Consider the following 19550-nt stretch of genomic DNA (forward strand, 5'->3'; position numbering starts at 1 on the left):
AGGTAACTGGTTGATGAAAAGAAAATTTGGTGTAGGGAAAATGATACGCAGGTTTTGTTATGCCAATTTGTTGGATGTGCGACAGTTTATAATGGGTGAGGTCTTCCTATTAGAGGACTTAGCTCTGTCCTTGATAAACGCTTCCTTTTCCTATATAATAGGATTTGTAAACTTGTATATATAAGTTGGAATAATAGCTGATTGGAGGCGAATGAGGATGTCGTTTAATGAGAAAGTAGTTTATCAAATTTATCCTAAATCTTATCGTGATAGTAATGGTGACGGGATTGGCGATTTAAAAGGGATCAAAGAAAAATTACCTTATCTGCATGAACTAGGGGTCGATATGATTTGGTTGAACCCCATTTATCCGAGTCCACAAAAAGATAATGGCTATGATATTTCTGATTATGTAGCGATTGATCCACTATTTGGAACGATGGAAGAATTTGAAGAACTAGTCACACAAGCAAAGAGCTATAATATAGAGATTATGCTTGATATGGTTTTAAACCATGTTTCAATAGAACACGAATGGTTTCAAAAAGCTTTAGCTGGCGATCGTTTTTACCAAGATTTTTTTATTCTAAGAGATGAGCCAACCGATTGGGTATCTAAATTTGGTGGTAATGCATGGGCGCCTTTTGGAGATACGGGTAAGTATTATTTACATCTCTATGATCAAACACAAGCAGATTTAAATTGGCGAAATGAAGCAGTGCAAACAGAGTTGTTCAAAGTTGTTCGTTTTTGGATGTCTAAAGGGGTCAAAGGCTTTCGCTTTGACGTGATCAACGTGATCGGGAAAGATGAAGAACTCAAAAATAATGCAGAGAACCAAGGAAAAGCAGAATATACTGACAAGCCGATTACTCATACGTATCTTCAACGATTAAATCGGGAAACTTTTGGTCAAGATCCAGAAATCATCACAGTTGGAGAAATGAGTTCAACGACGATTGAAAATTGTATTTTGTATACGGAACCAAGTCGGAATGAGCTTTCGATGGTGTTCAATTTTCATCATTTGAAGGTTGATTACGAAAATGGAAACAAATGGAGTACGCCACCTTTTGATTTTGAAGCTTTAAAAAGTCTGTTCCATACATGGGGCGAAGCGATGAGTAAAGGAAATGGCTGGAATGCGTTGTTCTTAAATAACCACGACCAGCCAAGAGCCCTCAACCGCTTTGTAGCAATTGATAAATACCGCACAGAAGGGGCTAAAATGTTAGCGACGATGATCCATTTGAATCGTGGGACGCCTTATATTTATATGGGGGAAGAAATTGGGATGATCGATCCAGACTTTCAGCATATCGATGATTACGTCGATGTAGAAAGTTTAAATGCTTACCAAGAAATGCTGAACCAATCCTTCTCGGAAGAAGAAGCTTTTCGGCGAATCAAGGCGAAATCCAGAGATAACGCTCGGACACCGATGCAATGGACAAGTGATGAAACAGCAGGCTTTACCACAGGAACACCTTGGTTAGGGTTAGCGGCAAATCATGAGGTCATCAATGTAGAACAAGAACGTACATCTGAGCAATCGATTTTCGCATACTACAAAAAATTGATTCAATTGCGAAAACAATATCCTGTAATTGCATCAGGGGACTATCAAGCTTATGAACCCGATCATCCCCAAGTATACGGTTATTTAAGACAATTAGACGGACAAAAATTATTGGTTTTAACTAATTTTTACGAAAATGAAACGACCATAACGATCCCAGAAGAATTTGTTAGTGCCCAACCGCTTATCAGCAATTATGCCAATACTCTTATCCAAGAGGAATTGACCCTAAGGCCTTATCAAGCGATCGCCCTGTTGATCCAGTAAATAAAAGATCAAGAGAAAAAAATTGGTAAACGATGAGCCGATAGTAACTGAGCATGATCTTTGTTTCTAAAGTAAAAAAAACTTTCATGAGATTGACAAATTACTGATGTCTTTATGAGCAACTGTTTTGAAAAAAACGATGAATCGGTTGCAGATAAAATTTTACACGAGATATTTCGAAAGAAGATTGTATTTTTAATGAACCATCAGCTGGTGGGAAAACATTCGACGCTTAATCCATGAGTTATTGGATTAAGGTCGTTTTTATTTTGTCTAAAAACAAATGTGAGATAAGAAGAAAGAATCATGAAAAAATCGATTGAGTAATGATAAAATTGAGTATCGCAAATCAAAGAATATGATGGAAGCAATAACAATTTAATGTATACTCTCATCTAACAAAAAAGAGGATACAATATCATTAATAGACCTAGTGTAAGATGGACTATAAATCTTTTATTTGTATTTTGCATAAAACTTGCCTGAAGTTTTTCTGAAACCCAAACAAATTGTAATTCGTTTTTGGGATGGTCTATTAAATACTGTTTAAATATTTCGCGTTCCTTTTTTTTGGATTTAATTAAGTAAAAACCTGTAACAGCACTGATGGTAAGGGCTATTCCCAAATAGGGAATTATATAATTCAAATTTTTAGGAACGTCTTCAATAGGGAAAAAGTAGTGAATAACACGTTCCAAAATAAAAAAGACAATAACATAAATGATAAATGAAAATTTTCTTTTTAGAGCAAAAGAAGGATCTTTTTTTTCATAATATTGTGAGATTGCTTTTTTTCGTTTCTTTTGTTCTTGTTCAGTTAGGTTTGGAAAAGTACGCTCTCTTTCTTGTTTATATAGAGCCATGATATCTGAATACTCCTGTTGGATCTGCCTGACTTTATAGACTGTATAAATAAAACTGCCATAATATATTAAAGTAAACATAAATTTAATTAAAAGCATTATTTAGTTCTCCTTAAAGACCTTTTTTTAATTATAGCAAACAACATTTGAAAGTAGCTTTAAAAATGTAATAAAAAAGAGAGTAGAGCAATAATCAGATTTTTTTCTGACTATTGTCCCACTCTCTTTTTCTTTTACCTATTAACCTTTACATAAAGCGTAACATGTAGGTGAAATATTTCTTCAGATGATAAGTAGTAGAAGAAGCTTGATTGATTTCCTCGATCAATGAAAGAAATATATACAAAAAAACGTTATGGTAAACGCTCAAAATTCAAGAATATTAATTGGGAATATTGAGCGTTTATGCTTACTTAGAACAAGTAAAATAAACGCTACAGGGGAGATGATCCATACGATTTTGTCAGCTTCGGTAACAAAATGGACATTGGAAAGAGACATCAATTGAAAACAGGGGAAACACCTAAAGCTGATGAAGTGGTATTGACGAGAAAGTAATGATCAAAAATAAGAGCAAAAAAGGAGTAAATATGAGTAAGAAAAAATTAACAGCAAAACGTAAAAAACAGCTATTAACGATGTTTGCGGTGGCTGGTGTGATGGGAAATACCGGGATCGCACCAACGATGGCATTAGCGGATACTTTGACACCAACAGCTGAAACTGCTACTGAACAAACACAGGCGAATGAAGCAAAAGAAGTCATCGATCAAACGATACAAAACGTCACAGAACCGTTAGTAAACCCAACGGATTCAACCACTACAGCTAGTGATTCATTAGCAACAACTGAAGAAGCAGCTGATGAAACAACTGAGAACACCCAGGAACAAGCAAAAGAACAAGAGCAAGCAACAGCACCGACTGCCGAAAGTGAAGGGGATGCAACTAATCCAACAGCTGAAGCGCCAAAAGTAGCGCAAAAATCGAACGTGGCAGCAGCTTCTAAGATAACTGGCACATGGGGTACCAGCTCGTATACTTTTGATGAAAACACAGGAGTATTGACAATCGGAGCAGGTGAGTTAAGTGGCTATAAAGAATCGCCATGGAGCAGCGACAAAGTAGATAGTAATGCCATCAAAAAAATTGTCTTGGCTGGGAAAGTAGTTGCTCCAGAAAATTCTAAATTCTTATTTAGTACAAGTACCGCTAATAAGGATCTTACGAATGTAACTGAAATCGAAGGGCTAAGTCAACTGGATACCAGTAAAGTAACAGCTATGAGTTATATGTTTTATGGTATGAGCAGTGTAACAAGTTTAGATGTAAGTAGCTTTGATACCAGTAACGTAACAACTATGGATTATATGTTTAAAGGTATGAGCAGCGTAACAAGTTTAGATGTAAGTGGTTTTGATACCAGTAAAGTAACAGATATGGGTAATATGTTTAGCGGTATGGATAGCGTAACAAGTCTAGATTTAAGCAACTTTGACACTAGCAAAGTAACATCTATGTATAATATGTGTACTGGTACTCCACTTAAGAAATTAACACTAGGAGACACATTTAAATTTGTTAATGGACAAGGAGGTCTTACTTCTGCTTGGAAGCGAGAAGATGGCAAAGGGACGTTTTATTCAGCAAAAGATTTCATGAAAAACTATGGCACTGGTGATTTGACTGCTGGCACGTACGTTTCTGTTACAGAATGGTGGGGTACCAGTCCGTATAATTTCGATGAAAACACAGGGACATTGACGATCGGAGCAGGTGAATTAAGTGACTATAAGGAATCACCATGGAACAGCGGAACAGTTGATAATAAAGCCATCAAGAAAATTGTCTTGTCTGGAAAAGTAGTTGCTCCGGAAAATTCTAGATTCTTATTTAGTACAAGTACCTCTAAGGAACTTACGAAGGTAACTGAAATTGAAGGGTTAAGTCAACTAGATACCAGTAACGTAACAGATATGAATTATATGTTTGACGGTATGAGCAGCTTAACAAGTCTAGATTTAAGCAGCTTTGACACCCACAAAGTAACATCTATGAATAATATGTTTTCTAATACTCCACTTAAAAAATTAATTCTAGGAGATACGTTTAAATTTGTAGGAGGAGATTCATCTCTTACTTCTGTTTGGAAACGAGAAGATGGCAAAGGAAAGGCTTATACAGCAGAAGATTTCATGAAAAACTATGGAACGGGTGATTTGACTGCTGGCACGTACGTTTCTTCTACGGGATTGTGGGGTACCAGTCCGTATAATTTTGATGAAACCACAGGGACATTGACGATCGAAGCAGGTGAGTTAAGTGGCTATAAAGAATCACCATGGAACAGTGGAAAAGTGGATTATGAAGCCATCAAGAAAATTGTCTTGTCTGGAAAAGTAGTGGCTCCAGAAAATTCTAAATTCTTATTTACTGCAAGTGCCTCTGGTAAGAATCTTACGAATGTAACTGAAATCGAAGGGCTAAGTCAACTGGATACCAGTAAAGTAAAAAATATGAGTTGGATGTTTGTCGATATGGTTAGCGTAACAAGTTTAGATTTAAGCAACTTTGACACTAGCAAAGTAACAGATATGGGTAATATGTTTGCTGATACTCCACTTAAGAAATTAATTCTAGGAGATACATTTAAATTTGTAGAAACAGATGGAAAAAACGCAAGTCTTACTTCTGCTTGGATGAGAGAAGATGGCAAAGGGACGTTTTATTCAGCAAAAGATTTCATGAACAACTATGGCACTGGTGATTTGACTGCTGGTACGTATGTTTCCGTTGAAACAGACACGTGGGGTACTAGTCCGTATATGTTTGATGAAGATACAGGAACGTTAACAATCGGAGCAGGTGAGTTAAGTAGCTATAAAGAATCACCATGGTCCGAAAACAAAAAAGTAGATGCTACAGCCATCAAGAAAATTGTCTTGTCTGGAAAAGTAGTTGCTCCAGAAAATTCTTTTTTATTATTTAGTGGAAATACCTCGGCTGACAAACCTACGAATGTAACTGAAATCGAAGGGTTAAGTCAACTGGATACCAGTAACGTAACAGATATGAGTAAAATGTTTAAAGGTATGAGTAGCATAACAAGTCTAGATGTAAGTGGCTTTGATACCAGTAAAGTAACAAATATGCAACATATGTTTTCCGGTATGAGCAGCGTAACAAGTCTAGATGTAAGTGGCTTTGATACCAGTAACGTAACAGATATGGCTAATATGTTTCGTGGTATGAGCAGTGTAACAAGTTTAGATGTAAGTGGTTTTGATACCAGTAAAGTAACAGATATGAGTGATATGTTTCTTAAAGCTCCGCTTAATAAATTAACACTAGGCGATCACTTTAAGGCGATTGGAGACACTGGTTTATCAGCACCGAAAGCACTGAACGATGGAGATCAGCTGACAGGAAATTGGATTCGTGAAGATGGTCAGTCCAAAGGCTATTCACCTGCTGACTTTATGACAAATTACGGAACTGGGGATTTAACGGCAGGAACTTATGTGGCAGAACTAGTGAAAAGTGAGTTGAAACCACAAGAATATCATGTAGGAGATGTCAATATTACTGGAACCTACACAGGGGATATGTCTCTCGGCCGATTAACCGTTAATGGCAAAGTTGTTAGCTGGGGCGGTAGCTTCAAAGATGGTCAATTCAGCTATTATGTCGGTGTTGGCAAATTAAAAGTCGGCGACAAAGTCGTATTAGATGGCTACAACAAAGAGAAGGAATTGATAGATTCCAAAGAGATTGAAGTGATTTCCGAATCTTCAGGATCAATTGATCAGGTGGACACTTATAAGCTAGGTGATTCAACCATTACTGGAACTTATATGGGGGATATCCATAAAGGAAAACTAGTAGTGAATGGGGAAGTAATCAGCTGGGGCGGAACCTATAAAGATGGTAAGTTTAGCTATTATGTGAACTCTCAAATTATCAAAGCAGGGGATCAAGCAACGATTCAAGGCTATGATAAATTCGATACACCACTAGGGGACCCACAACCAGTGACTATAGGAGAACAACTGGGTCAATTAACAGAAGCCCATCGTGTGGGAATCAGTACAGTGATCGAAGGAAACTACACAGGCGATGTTTACCAAGGAATCTTGTTGGTCAATGGCGAAAAAGTTAGTCAAGGCGGCAGCTTCAAAGATGGCAAGTTCAGTTATTATGTAGGAAACCTTAAAGTGTCAGAAGATGATCAAGTAGTCTTGATGGGTGCCAACAATCGAGGACAGCAAATTCCAGGATCAGAGATTGATGTCACTATTCAAACACCAACAGCTGAAATCAACGAATTGACTTATAAAATCGGCACACAAACGATCAAAGGAGCCTATGGTTCTGATACCCAGGTTCACCAAGGACACTTGTTTGTCAATGGTAAACTGATCAGTAAAGGTGGGAGCTTTAAGGATGGGGCAATCAGTTATTATGTGAAGCCAGACCTAATCAAAGCTGATGATCAAGTAACAATGAATTTCTATGATGGCAGTGGCAACTTATTGGCTGAAAACCAAACAGTTTCTGTAAACTAAGGAAAAATAAATTTATGTAAGTCTAAAAACTGGGGCATTGATTAGAAAAAATCTGATCAATGTCTCAGTTTTCTTGATTTAAGATACGCTCAAAATTCAAACAGGTTGAGCTAAATGATGAATACCGTAATGTGTACAGAGGTTTATATTTTGTGTCAAATAAAATTAAAAATTTATGCCATTTCAAAAGAAAAGTGACACACAAAAAATACATTATATCAGGGGTTTCTTCTTTTTTTAACTTGTGAACTTAGCTATCTTTTCCCTTTCTATTCTTACTTTTTAGTTTAAAAATATCTATTGTCATTGTGTCGATCAAATCTCCATTTTCTGGACATTAATATCTAAAAATAAATATGATGTAAAATTATGTGTTACTTAGTGTTGTGTAGTAATTACACTAATCAACCTGCCACGAGTCCAATCACAACCACCTTTGAACAACATGAAACAACGATGACTAATAACAATGGATTTAACGCTTCACAAAATCCATTTTCTGGACAATGATATTAGCAATGATGATTTCCCATTCTGATTGTAAAAGATCAATAAAGTTGATATAATGAATACGAAAAGAGGAGTTGCGCTAACAACTCCCTTAACAGCACCGTTTAAGACGGTGACCAGTTTAATATTATTTTTGAAAAATAATCGTCGACCGGCTAAAGCTGACGGTTATTTTTTTTGATTGTTGTTTACAACTGCCAAGATTCCAAAAATGATTGTTGCGATTAAAGAACCGAAACCAATCATTAATCCTAACGCCGTTTCAACAGGCAAAAGGCTTCTCCTTTCTGTAAGATTTTGGAAGTACGCACATACGCACCACCTCACTTTCAATCGGATAGCCACCGTCACAAACTTTACTGTCTTGATTATTATTAGCATATCTAAAATCGATTAAAAATTCTCGATTTTAGTTGTTTTTTCTATAATTTTAGCGAGGTGATCGTGATGGAATAATCTATTGTTTTACTCGGTAAAATTCAGGAAATCAAGACACAGCCATTGCTTGTGCGATTTACATTACCAATGAGCCCTGAACCAATCAATCAGTGGTCAATATAGAAATAACGGATAAATTGCTTATTTTGGAAGAAGGCAATTATACTATTTCAGTAACAGGTCACTTCAATAAACGGAATCACTTAGTCATTGAATCGATATAAATTAAAAACCCCAATCATTTTATGCGATTGATGAGCATACAAAAGAAGAGCTGCACTCCTAAATGTGGATTGCAGCTCTTGTTGTTTTACATAGAAACAGGAACAAAGGTCTGTTTAGTAGAGACTGGGACAATAGTCTTCTTCAGTAAGAAAAATAAACTTGATCGTCCTAGTCCCTCGTTTTTTGAGAGATGTTCCAGACTTTCTTTACTCTTTTTCAAAGTAGTCTTTTTCCGAAAATTCTGCTTTTTGGTAGACACCCTGATCGCCATAATACTTGTTGTAGCGTTGTTTGAACTTTTTAAAAGTAAAGACAACCAATAATTTGATCAATGTGTAGATGGGGATCCCAAAAATTACACCCATGAGTCCTAGTAAATCACCCATCACTAATAAAACAATCAAAATAGTGATTGGATGGACTTGAAGGCGATTGCCCATAACTCGAGGGATAACTAAGTCCCCATGAAGTAATTGGACGATGAACCAGACCAAAACAAACTTAATTGCCATGAATGTCGAATCTTGGAAAGCAATAAACAATCCAGGAAAGAAGGCAATAAATGGTCCAATGTAAGGAATGATACATAAAATCCCAGCTGCGATTGCTAGTATGCTTGCAAATTCTAAGCCGATCAATAAAAATGTGACCCAATAAACAGCTCCTAAGATGAAAGAAGCAATGATTTGCCCTTTTAAGAAATCACCTAATTGTTGATTGGCGATTTTAGTCAATGTCCGAAAATCTGTACGGAACTTGGGTGGTACGATCCCTAACACAGCTTGATAAAATTTCTGAGGATCTCTTAATAAGAAGAACGCAATGATTGGACCAGTAAATAATGTAATAAAGGTAGATGTTACTGCTGAAAAGATATTCCCGATACTTTGTGCGCCACTTTCCCAATAATCGCCAATAAACGAGGCAAAATTAGATGTCCAATCATCAATCGATGAAAAGAATTGATCGAATGTGTCCGCAAAAGGTGTTTGCGCTAGGAAGTTTTTCAAAGTTTGTATAAAATCGTTGAACAAATCAGGAAAACTAGTCATTAGTGTTTTGGCTTGTTGCTCCAAGAAAGGAACTAACCAAACACTCCCTAAGCCGATCAAAAATAAAATAATGACATAAACGATAGTAACAGATAAATTTCTAGATAGTTTTCGGCTCAAACGTTTGATCAACGGGTCTAGTAAATAATATAAAACTAACGCAAATAGTACTGGGGCGAGTGTCGTCGCAAAAATCACAAAAAATGGCTTAAAAATAAAACCGATCTGCTGAAAAAAGTAGATCACTAAAGCTAACATAATCAACAACCCTAATACATAATAGGAAGTCGTTCCTCCTAGAAAACGTATCAGACGTGACTGATCTTTAGAATTATTCTTCAATTTATTACTCCTTTCAATGTACTAAATCGCTCTAAGTTCAAGATAAAAGTAAAAGGAAATTGTTTTTTACCTATCGGGAACGTCAAGCTGATTTATCTTATTATAGTCGGAACTAGTGACAAAAAGAAAATGATACTGTTCAGAAATGGCTAGAAAATAAAAAGAAATAGTTTTAAGAAAACGCTTGACTATTTATTTAGCGATATGATAAATTAAATCCTGTTGCTAAAACGTAAAGATTACGATTTGGTAACTTTAATCGTAAAATGAAAGAAGATGAAGGAGTGTCGTCAAATGAAGCGTTTGGTTTATTTATTAGGGATAGTAGTTACTGTTTGTATACTTGCCAGTTGTGGCAATCAACAAGAAGCCGCGAACAAAAAAGAAAAATTGCAGGTGATGACGACTTTTTATCCAATGTATGATTTCACGAAAGAAGTAGTGGGAGATGAAGGAGAAGTTGAGTTATTGATTCCTGCTGGGACAGATTCACACGACTATGAGCCGTCAGCAAAAGATATGGCAAAAATTCAAAATGCGGATGTCTTTGTCTATAACAACGAAAATATGGAAACCTGGGTACCAGCAATCCAAAACACATTGAAAGAGGGGAATGTGTTAGCAGTCAAAGCGACTGAAGGGATGTTGTTGTTACCGGGTAGTGAAGAAGGACATGACCATAGTCATGGCGAAGCAGGGCATTCTCATGAATTAGACCCGCATGTTTGGTTAGCTCCAAGTTTAGCAATGAAACAAGTAAAAAGTATAAGGGATCAACTGATCACAAAATACCCCGATAAAAAAGAAGCCTTTACTAAAAATGCGGAGAATTATTTAGAAAAATTACAAGAACTTCATCAGAGTTATCAGGATACCTTAAGTAAAGCAAAACAAAAATCTTTTGTTACCCAACATGCCGCATTCAACTATTTGGCATTAGAGTATGGACTGAATCAAGTGTCAATAGCTGGCTTATCCTCAAGTGAGGAGCCTTCAGCCGCAAGAATTGCTGAATTAAAACAGTTTGTAAAAGATCATGGGATCAAATATATTTATTTCGAAGAAAATGCTAAAGACAGTATCGCTAGAACTCTAGCAAATGAAGCCGGCGTTTCTTTGGCTGTCTTGAATCCTCTAGAAGGTTTAACGAAAGAACAACTTGCAAATGGTGAAAATTACGTAACCATAATGAAAGAAAACCTCAAGTCGTTACAAAAAACGACAGATACAGTGAATCCACTGGAAGCCACACTGACACCAGAAAAAGAAAAAAATGTATATAATGGTTACTTTGAAGATTCAGCTGTGAAAGACCGCAAATTGTCCGATTGGAAAGGGCAATGGCAAACGGTCGATAACTATTTAGCTGATGGAACCTTAGATCCCGTATTTGAGTATAAGGCAAAAATCGATCCAAAAAAATCAGCAAAAGAGTACAAGGATTATTATACCGTCGGATACCAGACGGATGTCGAAAAGATCAAGATTGACGGAGATCGAATGGCATTTACTTTTAAAAATGGTGAGACGAAGCAATCATCATACCGATATGCAGGTAAAAGAGTTTTGAATTACGCTGCAGGAAATCGAGGCGTACGCTACTTATTTGAAGCAGTAGAGCCAGAAAGTGGCGCTTATCGATATGTACAATTCAGTGATCATTCGATTGAACCAACAGATTCGGAACATTTTCATATCTATTTAGGGAATGAAAGTCAAGAAAGTTTACTGGCAGAAATGGATCATTGGCCAACTTTTTATCCAGTGGAGATGAGTGGGCAAGAAATTGCGCAAGAAATGCTGTTACATTAAACTACAAAATAGGAACAAGAAAAGATAAATAAGAAAAAATGAGCAAAACAAACAGACGAGTTTTGCTCATTTTTTTTGTTTGTTTTTGGGGAGAAGTCTGAGATTTACGAGATCAATTTTTTTAAACCACGTACAGAAGCCGGAATCACTTCGCCATTTGCTAACGTGATTTCACGAGTTTTTTTGTTGATCGTACGGACATTTTGAGTATTGATCACGTATGATTTATGGCAGCGGATAAAATGACGGTTCATTTTCTCTATTTCTTTGATTTTATCATAGAACTGCATTTGCGCATGAGTCAAATGAACCTCTAATTTATGTGGCGTTCCTGGGGAAGTAGAGAAATACTGGATATCTTTGATCGGAAGAAATTTTATTTCATCGTTAAATTCGATTTTAAAAATATCTTTTTGTAAAGGAGTCGCTTTGACATCTTCAAAGATCTTACTTAAAATACGTTCCACATTTTCTTTTAAATCAAAAATATCTTCTTTGATAATATAATCAGTCGGTTCAATATTACTCTTTAAGATAGACATTGAAAGATCCGTATGAGAAGTAACATAAATAATTTTTCCTAAAGGATCTAGATCTCTTACACGTTTTCCGATCATAATACCATCTAGATCGCTATCTTTTAATTCAATGTCTAAAAAATAAATACCAAAAGATGAGGTTCGTACTCTAGCTGCTTGAAGAAGTTCAATTGGATCAGAAGTGGCGATATGGACATAACTATCCAAATTCTCAATCATAATTCGATTTTTGATCACTGCTGAAATTACTTCCAACTGTTTCGTGTCATCTTCGCAAATATAAATTGGAATCATACGAATACTCCTTTATTTTGTTTGTATATAGATTGTCTGAGAAAAACGTTGATTCTCAATAGATGTCTCTAAAAAGATATAAGGATTGGCCTTTGACAGCTCATCCAAAATGAATAAACCGAGTCCTTCGTTTTTAGGATCTTTTTTTGTTGAAAAACCTTTTTGTTTTAATTGATTTAACGGAAGTGTATTCATCGTTGTATTGATGACACGAATAATCACTGAGTTTTTCTTTTTTAAAACAAAGAGTTCAATTTTCTTCTTTTTAGTAATTAAAGCTCCTTCAATCGCATTATCTAAAATAATACCTAACATTCGGACGATGTTTACTGTGTGTTTTTTCTTTAAAGTGATCTCTTCTGGAATAACAAGATGCACGGATAATCCTTTTTCTTGTGCCATCATTAATTTCAAAGACAATAAGCTTCTTATTTCAGGAATTTTTATGTTATCTAACAGACTAAGGTTTGCTGGGAAAAGATCCATCATTTGACGAGTGGGTAAGATATTTTGATTGTAGTACTTACGTAATCCCTCCAGGTCACCTTCAGCAAGATAACTATTCATTGAAAAAAGCAAGTTTTGATAATCATGCTTGAATTCTCTAAGGTCTTGATAGTTTTTTTCTAGATCACGGATGTAATCTTGTTGCATTTGCATACGCTGTTCTAACAATTGGTCTGCCATTTTTCTCTTTGAAATTTTCCAATAATAAATGAGGATAAACAGCCCGCCACAGAGATAAAGAATGAAAAAGCCAGTGTTGATAGTTAAAATTTGGGGAGTCTCGCCAGAAAAACGTGTATAAAAGATAACGATATAATAGGTAAATAACATCAACGCGCCAACGGTTCCAATCATTCGGCGATCCAACCCATGGAAATTTTCTAAGGCTTTTTTAAAAGCTAAAGCAAGTAAGATCGATAACGTCGCAGAAATGACGATATGAATATACTGCAAGGAATCTCCTGGTTCAATGACAGCAGATTTCAAAATAAAAAAATCGCTGATGCTCGTCAAATGGTCTCCTAAAAGCGAAGTAAGCAATCCCCAAGGAAGAGCATAAACCAGTTTTTGCGGGGAAGTAGAAAAGAAGAAGAATGTTAGCATCAGCATACCTATAGCAAATAAAGCAGTAAATATCCCAAATAAAGGATACATAAAACCTAACAAGACACAAGAGATTAAAATAGTGGTAACGAATAAGTATTTCTTTTTAATTTGGTGTTCAATGAGTAATACACAAATTGTGTAAATTAAATATTGCAAGGCTATGGACCACAAAAACATAAAGTACAGCTCCCATTGATTTTTACCAAATTATAGCATATTTATTGAATTATTTTTTTAATTTTTCAGGGATTTTAAACTCTGAACTCATACCAAAGCAGCATCCAGACACAAAGAAGTCAGACAAATTAGTAAGTTGTTTAATGATTGTTTTTTTCATAGAAAATTCCTCCAAGATTCATTATATAATTCGTAATTGGAAGCAGCGTAGCTATTTCTAAAATAATCCCGAGAAGCAAGTAAGTAGAAAAGTAAGAATTAGCGAAAAATAAAATAGTTATTGCAAATAGAAGAAACATGAAAATTGCTTTTTTTAACAGTGGTGGGCGTTTTTCAGGTTCAATGGGATTGATTGCTGTACCTTTTGATCCATAGCGAAGCAACAATAAGAAACAGATGATCAATGAAATGACCTTCAGTGGGGAAGAGATGGTCACATCAAAGTGTTTCATTAAGAGGGGAACGCCCCACAAATAAAGCAAAGTCCATAGTAAACAAACAAATTCAGAATCAGAATGAAGTCCGTAAGCATAGCGACGGATACAAATATAAGAAAGAAAGGTCAATCCTGTTTCGACCCAAGAACCGGTTATTAAAGAAAATACTAAAACAACGGCCAATTTGCCAAGGTTATTCATTAATACATCAAGGGCAAATTTTACTTGGAGATAAACCATTTCATCTTCTATTTTTTCACCACTGAATAATGTGTCTAATATTCTATTTACAACTTTATTTTTCATCCAACGTACCTCCAATAACGATTTTATTCTAAATTTGTTAAAAATAGTGTTTCGATTCATAAAAGGTTGTTTTGACATCAAAACCGTAAAAAAAAGATCAAAAAATTCAGTTAGATCTTTCTTTTTTGAGTATTTTATAAATGGCAGATAAAAAAAGTGAACGGTTTTGACATGAAAAGGGCTTTTTATGATTTTTATGTGTTCTCTGCCTAGAAGTGTGTTAAAAATTGATTGACTTAAAAAATATTGGAGGAACTATCATGGGGAATGAACAAGTAATGGAGAAAATGGATGAGCAATTATTTGAAGTTGGTGAAACAGGTGCTTTTGTTTCAGATTTATTTGAAGCGCCTATCAAAGGAGAAATTGAAAAAGTTTATGAAAACAGCGTGATGATCCGGGTCATCAAATGTGCAGTAGAAGATAATGAGACTGCCGACAGTTTGCATTGGCAACTTGTTGTTCGAAAATCAAGTGCGATAATGGAATGAATAAAAATAAACATAAACACAACAAATAGGCTGAGGTACTGTCCGAGTATCCTGTAAATCAGTCTATTTGTTGTGTTTTAGTATAGTGATTTTTTTAGTTGGTCATTAAAGTGAACACGCTTGTCCTTATTTTTTGGATAAGACTATATGACGTTGGTAAAATTTCCATACTTGAATGCTTTGAACAATTGCTATGATTAAAAATAAAACAGCCACTAATAAAATAGCAAAATGCCCAAATAAATGGTGGCAAAAAACGAGAACGCCAGCACCACTGATGAAAGCCAGAACAACTGTCAGAAAATGGAAAAAACGATCGAACGCTGCTTTTTCTTTTGTGACAAGTGAATCGTATAAGTTAGTAGCAACTCCTTTTAGATTCCCCGTAGTAAAAAGATTAGTATAAGCTCGTCCATCGATTTTATCAAAAGCGACCCATTGAATAGCTGCTGTAAATGCAATCATGATGGTTACGATGGCTGGGTGGATACTGATTGGAGTCAGACTGACTAAGAAAAAGATAATTGCTTCGTAGTAAAGAACATACAAACGCCAATAGTGTTTTTCTTTCTTTTTGAAATAATCAATCAAAAATTTTGTCAGTAAAATCCCTAAAAAAAAGAAGACAGTAGAAAGAATTTTTTTTCCAACGCTAATCCATTCACCATCGAAAGCTTGGATGATTGCTAAGACAATATTACCCGTTTGTGCTGAAGCAAATGCGTTATATTGAATATATGTATAACTGTCCATTGCGCCACCGATAAAGGATAATAAAAGTCCGATTGTCCGTCCTTCATGAAATGAAGTACTCATTTATATTCACCTTCAAATTAATATATTTGTCTTTTTTATTCTATCATATTGGTTATATGTTTTTGATATTTTATAGATAATTTTCAGAAAAGGTCAGTGTTTGCTAAAGTCATTTTAATTTTTAGAAAGGTCTGTTAGTATAAAAGAAAAATATTGACCATTTATATATAGAAAGATGTGAAAACAATCAATCAAGGGAATGAAAAAGAAATACTTCGCTTACAAAGAGAAATCAGTCATTGGGAAAAAAGATATGAGAAGCTCCAACAAATTTTCCGGATGCAAGAAGAGATCATTGCAAGCTATGAAGCAGCTTATGGTGAAGCACCTGGGCTGATTGAGGAAGAAAAAGAAACGAATAATAGTCATTCATTTTTCGATATGATGGAAAAGCGCTCCTACAATCGTTTTAATTACGAGCAAAAAGCAGCGATTACTTACAATATGGAAAAAAATCTAAGGATCATTGCAGGAGCGGGAAGTGGGAAGACCCAAACAATTTGTGCAAAAGCTGTCTATTTAATGACTGAAAATCAGGTAGATGAGCAACGGATATTGATGATCACTTTTACGAGAAATGCTGCGAATGAATTGAAAAAGCGAGTAGATAATTTTAGCCAACGAAAGACCAATGTTCATATAGGAACTTTTCATAGTATCTTTTTTCGTTTGTACAATGATATTTGTCGCCAATTCCCAGAAGTAGTCACTGAAGGGATACAGGGAGAATTTTCAAAAGAGACTTCATATAAAGTCAGTGGACTAATACAACAACTTATTCGTAAGTATAATTTATACGCTTTTGATCAATATGGAGAAAAAAATTTGGCGGCACGTCTTGATTATTGGCAGAATATGAACTTATCAATAGAAGAAACGCGAGTATTGATAAAAGAAAACTTTGACTTTATTGAACCGAATGCAACTATGCCGATTTCCGAAAGAATGACCCACTTCATGCGAGAACTGCAAGCACAAAAGAAAGAGCAACATCTTTTTGAATTCAATGATGTTCTAAGTAATTTAAAACAAGCCTTGCAGAACGAAGAAATCAGAAACTTCGTGGGACAAAAATATGATTATTTATTTATTGATGAATTTCAAGACACGAATCCTTTACAGTGGGAAATTGTTCGCCTGATCACGAAGGAAACACCAATGAAACTTATTGTGGTCGGTGACGATGATCAAAGTATCTATGGGTTTCGAGGTTCGGAACCTTCTTATATTAAAAATTTTGACCAAGAGTACGCAACGAAGACGATTTTTTTATTAACCAACTATCGTTCACGTGCCACCATTGTTCAAGGAGCGAATCGCTTAATTACTTTTAATAAAAATGATCGTATCCAAAAAGCAATGATTCCAGCTAAGAAAGAGGCGGGGATTATGCAGGCGCTAGCTTTTGATGACATACAAGCTGAAAGTCGCTGGATCATTGAACAAATCAAAACATTGATTAAACATAAAGGAAAATACAAAGAATCAATCGTTTTATATCGGTCGTTAACGCAAACCCAGCAATTAGTCCAAGACTTGTTACAGACGGATATCCCCTTTGTGCTAGAAGCAGATGGCCCATACGAAGGGATATTTGGGATAAAACTATTTCAACAGTTCTATCAAAGGATCCTTTACTGGCAAAATGCAACTACTTATCAAAAAAAGACACAAGGTTATCAACAAGTACTCTATCAGTTAATGATTAATTGCTATTTCAAGAAGGCTGAATGTGAGGACTATTTTTCTAAACGAAATAAAGTAACAGATATTGTGGAATATATCCTTTCTGTAAAGCCGCATTTAAAAACAAAAGAAAAAGAGATTCATCGGTTTGTAAAGGACCTTCATACTTTTGATAAAAATGGCGGAAAAGGTTTTGATCGTTTAATTCAAAGCTACCTTAAATTAAGTCGACCAACTAAAGAAATAGACGGTAGTGAGCGTGAATGGTTGTTAGGAACGCTCAAACAATTTCCAACATTAGAAAAAATCAACCATTTAGAAAAAGACATCCAAGCAGTTGCGAAACAACTAAAAACTCGTTTAATCGCTTACCGACAAGGAAAACTTGATGCTTTATGCATTCAAAGTATTCATAGAAGTAAAGGCTTAAGCTATCGCAATATTTTTTTAGTTGGTTGTAATGAAGGAGCTATTCCTTACAATGGTGCCTCTGATAAAGCAGCCATTAGTTTGGATAAGGTCAAGGCAGAGCATGTGACAACAGTCGAAGAAGAACGCCGTCTTTTTTATGTAGCAATGACCCGAGCAAGGAATCGTCTCTATTTGTGTATACCTTTGATGAAGGGGACGAGAAAATTGAAAACTTCTAGATTTATTAGAGAAACAGGTTGTAAAATTAAAAAAATACATGTTTGATCACATAAAAAACGATATTATTAGGTAAAAAATACTAATAATATCGTTTTTTTTATGTATTTTTCTTCTTTTTTTTATACAAAATAAATTAATTTTTTTCATATAAACACAGGATTAAAAGGGTTTAATAGCAAAGAAGAATAAATTTTCTGAATTTTAATAGCTAATAATTGGTGTTTTTTATAACTTTCAGTTAGAATGGGATTATAATTAAAAAGGAGTGAGAGAATGATAAAAGTATATACTTCCCCTAGCTGTACTTCTTGTAGAAAGGCAAGAGCATGGTTGCAAGAAAATCGTTTAGATTTTGAAGAAAAAAATATTTTTGCAGAGCCGATATCAGAAAATGAAATACGTGAAATTTTAGCAGCCACTAACGGAGGCGTTGAAGACATTATCTCTACTCGCTCAAAAATATACGAAAAATTAGCTATTGACTTCAACGAGCTCACATTAAAGCAAATGATTGTCCTTTTTAAACAATATCCTTCTTTACTAAGACGTCCGATCTTAATTGATGAAAAAAGAATATTGATCGGTTTTAATGAAGATGAAATTCGTTCGTTTGTTCCAAGAGAAATTCGTTCAGTTGCAAGAAGAATGATTTATATGCAAAACAGTATCTTCAGTTAAATTTAAAAAAGGAGGAATCTTGTGAAGGTATACGGGTCGGCGCATTGTGTGACGTGTCTAAAAGCAAAGCAGTGGTTAGAAGAACATCATCTCTCTTATCAGTTTATTGATTTAGATCAAAGAGAGCTAACCGTTAAGGAAGCAAAAGAATTGTGTGGGTTTGAGAATGTTCACGCGGAACGACTGTTCGCCACTTGGTCACAAGGTTTCAAAAATCTGGAAATTGATTTATCTACTATTAATGAACAACAATTGATTGTTTTGTGTAGAACACATGGAGAACTAATCAGACGTCCGCTGATTATTTTTGATAATGTTTTATTTGTTGGGTTCAATGAGGAATTAATGGAGAAATTAATTGCAAGCCAATAAATACAGGATGACCTCAGTGGCAAAAAAACGAAATAGTCGGTTAGAGGAGATGGATGGCTATTCATTTCCTTTTTTTGTGAGTGATCTTTTCTAAAAGAAACTTGTCTCGGTCTCTTCTATTATCTCTAAAAACGAATAAACGGTGTTCAAAGAGCTGACCTTCGGCGATAAGTCAAAAAATCTCAAAACATGAGGAGCTGTTTCGAGATTTTCATCCTTAACGCTTAGGTCAAGACACTCTTTTCACAACCTCTTGCTAAACGGTGTTCAAGAAGCAACTCCTCAACAATAAGCGATGGTTTTCTAAAATATGAGGAGCTATTTTAAAAAATCATCG

General features: G+C 35.2%; 14 protein-coding genes and 2 pseudogenes. 9 read left to right on the forward strand and 7 right to left on the reverse strand.

Annotation, left to right across the window (positions count from 1 at the left end):
* Nucleotides 1-217 precede the first annotated feature (217 nt).
* Nucleotides 218-1846 carry an alpha,alpha-phosphotrehalase gene (treC, locus tag AB3H93_RS13675; protein WP_034699232.1) on the forward strand — a complete coding sequence of 543 codons (1629 nt, stop codon included), beginning with the start codon at nt 218-220 and terminating at the stop codon, nt 1844-1846.
* 395 nt (nt 1847-2241) lie between these two features.
* Here the strand turns inward: treC and AB3H93_RS13680 are convergent, their stop codons facing one another.
* Entirely contained in the window at nt 2242-2808 is a 567-nt protein-coding gene (locus AB3H93_RS13680; protein WP_368020715.1) for a hypothetical protein, read from the reverse strand.
* A 491-nt stretch (nt 2809-3299) separates the two neighbouring features.
* On the opposite strand from AB3H93_RS13680, the gene AB3H93_RS13685 reads away from it, so the two are divergent.
* Nucleotides 3300-7274, forward strand: a complete 3975-nt coding sequence (locus AB3H93_RS13685; RefSeq protein ID WP_368020716.1) for an immunoglobulin-like domain-containing protein — start codon at nt 3300-3302, stop codon at nt 7272-7274.
* 396 nt (nt 7275-7670) lie between these two features.
* A pseudogene (locus tag AB3H93_RS13690) lies at nt 7671-7812 on the forward strand (single-stranded DNA-binding protein); the annotation flags it as partial.
* Nucleotides 7813-7952: 140 nt separating this feature from the next.
* Here the strand turns inward: AB3H93_RS13690 and AB3H93_RS13695 are convergent.
* Nucleotides 7953-8057 carry a putative holin-like toxin gene (locus AB3H93_RS13695; RefSeq protein WP_223603620.1) on the reverse strand — a complete coding sequence of 35 codons (105 nt, stop codon included), beginning with the start codon at nt 8055-8057 and terminating at the stop codon, nt 7953-7955.
* A gap of 186 nt (nt 8058-8243) precedes the next feature.
* Between AB3H93_RS13695 and AB3H93_RS13700 the strand changes: the two are divergent.
* A pseudogene (locus tag AB3H93_RS13700) lies at nt 8244-8446 on the forward strand (hypothetical protein).
* Nucleotides 8447-8653: 207 nt separating this feature from the next.
* On the opposite strand, the gene AB3H93_RS13705 reads toward AB3H93_RS13700, so the two are convergent.
* Nucleotides 8654-9841: an AI-2E family transporter gene (locus AB3H93_RS13705; RefSeq protein ID WP_010720222.1), complete on the reverse strand. Its 1188-nt coding sequence runs from the start codon at nt 9839-9841 to the stop codon at nt 8654-8656.
* Nucleotides 9842-10135: 294 nt separating this feature from the next.
* Between AB3H93_RS13705 and AB3H93_RS13710 the strand changes: the two genes are divergently transcribed.
* The gene (locus AB3H93_RS13710; protein WP_368020717.1) at nt 10136-11653 is read left to right on the forward strand and encodes a zinc ABC transporter substrate-binding protein AdcA; all 1518 of its coding nucleotides are present in this window, start codon (nt 10136-10138) and stop codon (nt 11651-11653) included.
* Nucleotides 11654-11757: 104 nt separating this feature from the next.
* Here the strand turns inward: AB3H93_RS13710 and AB3H93_RS13715 are convergent, their stop codons facing one another.
* From AB3H93_RS13715 to AB3H93_RS13725, 3 genes are all read right to left on the reverse strand, one after another.
* Complete coding sequence (locus AB3H93_RS13715; RefSeq protein WP_010720220.1) at nt 11758-12486, reverse strand: LytTR family DNA-binding domain-containing protein; 729 nt, start codon at nt 12484-12486, stop codon at nt 11758-11760.
* 12 nt (nt 12487-12498) lie between these two features.
* Nucleotides 12499-13776, reverse strand: coding sequence for a sensor histidine kinase (locus AB3H93_RS13720; RefSeq protein WP_010736951.1), 1278 nt, complete (start codon nt 13774-13776; stop codon nt 12499-12501).
* Between the two features lie 140 nt (nt 13777-13916).
* Nucleotides 13917-14519, reverse strand: coding sequence for an accessory gene regulator B family protein (locus AB3H93_RS13725; protein WP_010736952.1), 603 nt, complete (start codon nt 14517-14519; stop codon nt 13917-13919).
* A gap of 278 nt (nt 14520-14797) precedes the next feature.
* Between AB3H93_RS13725 and AB3H93_RS13730 the strand changes: the two genes are divergently transcribed.
* Nucleotides 14798-15010, forward strand: coding sequence for a hypothetical protein (locus tag AB3H93_RS13730; RefSeq protein WP_025480261.1), 213 nt, complete (start codon nt 14798-14800; stop codon nt 15008-15010).
* A gap of 126 nt (nt 15011-15136) precedes the next feature.
* Here the strand turns inward: AB3H93_RS13730 and AB3H93_RS13735 are convergent, their stop codons facing one another.
* A complete protein-coding gene (locus AB3H93_RS13735; protein ID WP_010736953.1) occupies nt 15137-15826 on the reverse strand; it encodes a YoaK family protein in 690 nt (229 codons plus the stop codon).
* 177 nt (nt 15827-16003) lie between these two features.
* On the opposite strand from AB3H93_RS13735, the gene AB3H93_RS13740 reads away from it, so the two are divergent.
* From AB3H93_RS13740 to AB3H93_RS13750, 3 genes are all read left to right on the forward strand, one after another.
* Complete coding sequence (locus AB3H93_RS13740; RefSeq protein ID WP_368020718.1) at nt 16004-18208, forward strand: ATP-dependent helicase; 2205 nt, start codon at nt 16004-16006, stop codon at nt 18206-18208.
* Between the two features lie 228 nt (nt 18209-18436).
* The gene (locus tag AB3H93_RS13745; RefSeq protein WP_010720214.1) at nt 18437-18841 is read left to right on the forward strand and encodes a Spx/MgsR family RNA polymerase-binding regulatory protein; all 405 of its coding nucleotides are present in this window, start codon (nt 18437-18439) and stop codon (nt 18839-18841) included.
* Between the two features lie 21 nt (nt 18842-18862).
* Nucleotides 18863-19213, forward strand: coding sequence for a Spx/MgsR family RNA polymerase-binding regulatory protein (locus AB3H93_RS13750; RefSeq protein WP_010720213.1), 351 nt, complete (start codon nt 18863-18865; stop codon nt 19211-19213).
* Nucleotides 19214-19550 lie beyond the last annotated feature (337 nt).

Source organism: Enterococcus sp. C74, from assembly GCF_040887125.1.
Taxonomy (GTDB): domain Bacteria; phylum Bacillota; class Bacilli; order Lactobacillales; family Enterococcaceae; genus Enterococcus_B; species Enterococcus_B hirae.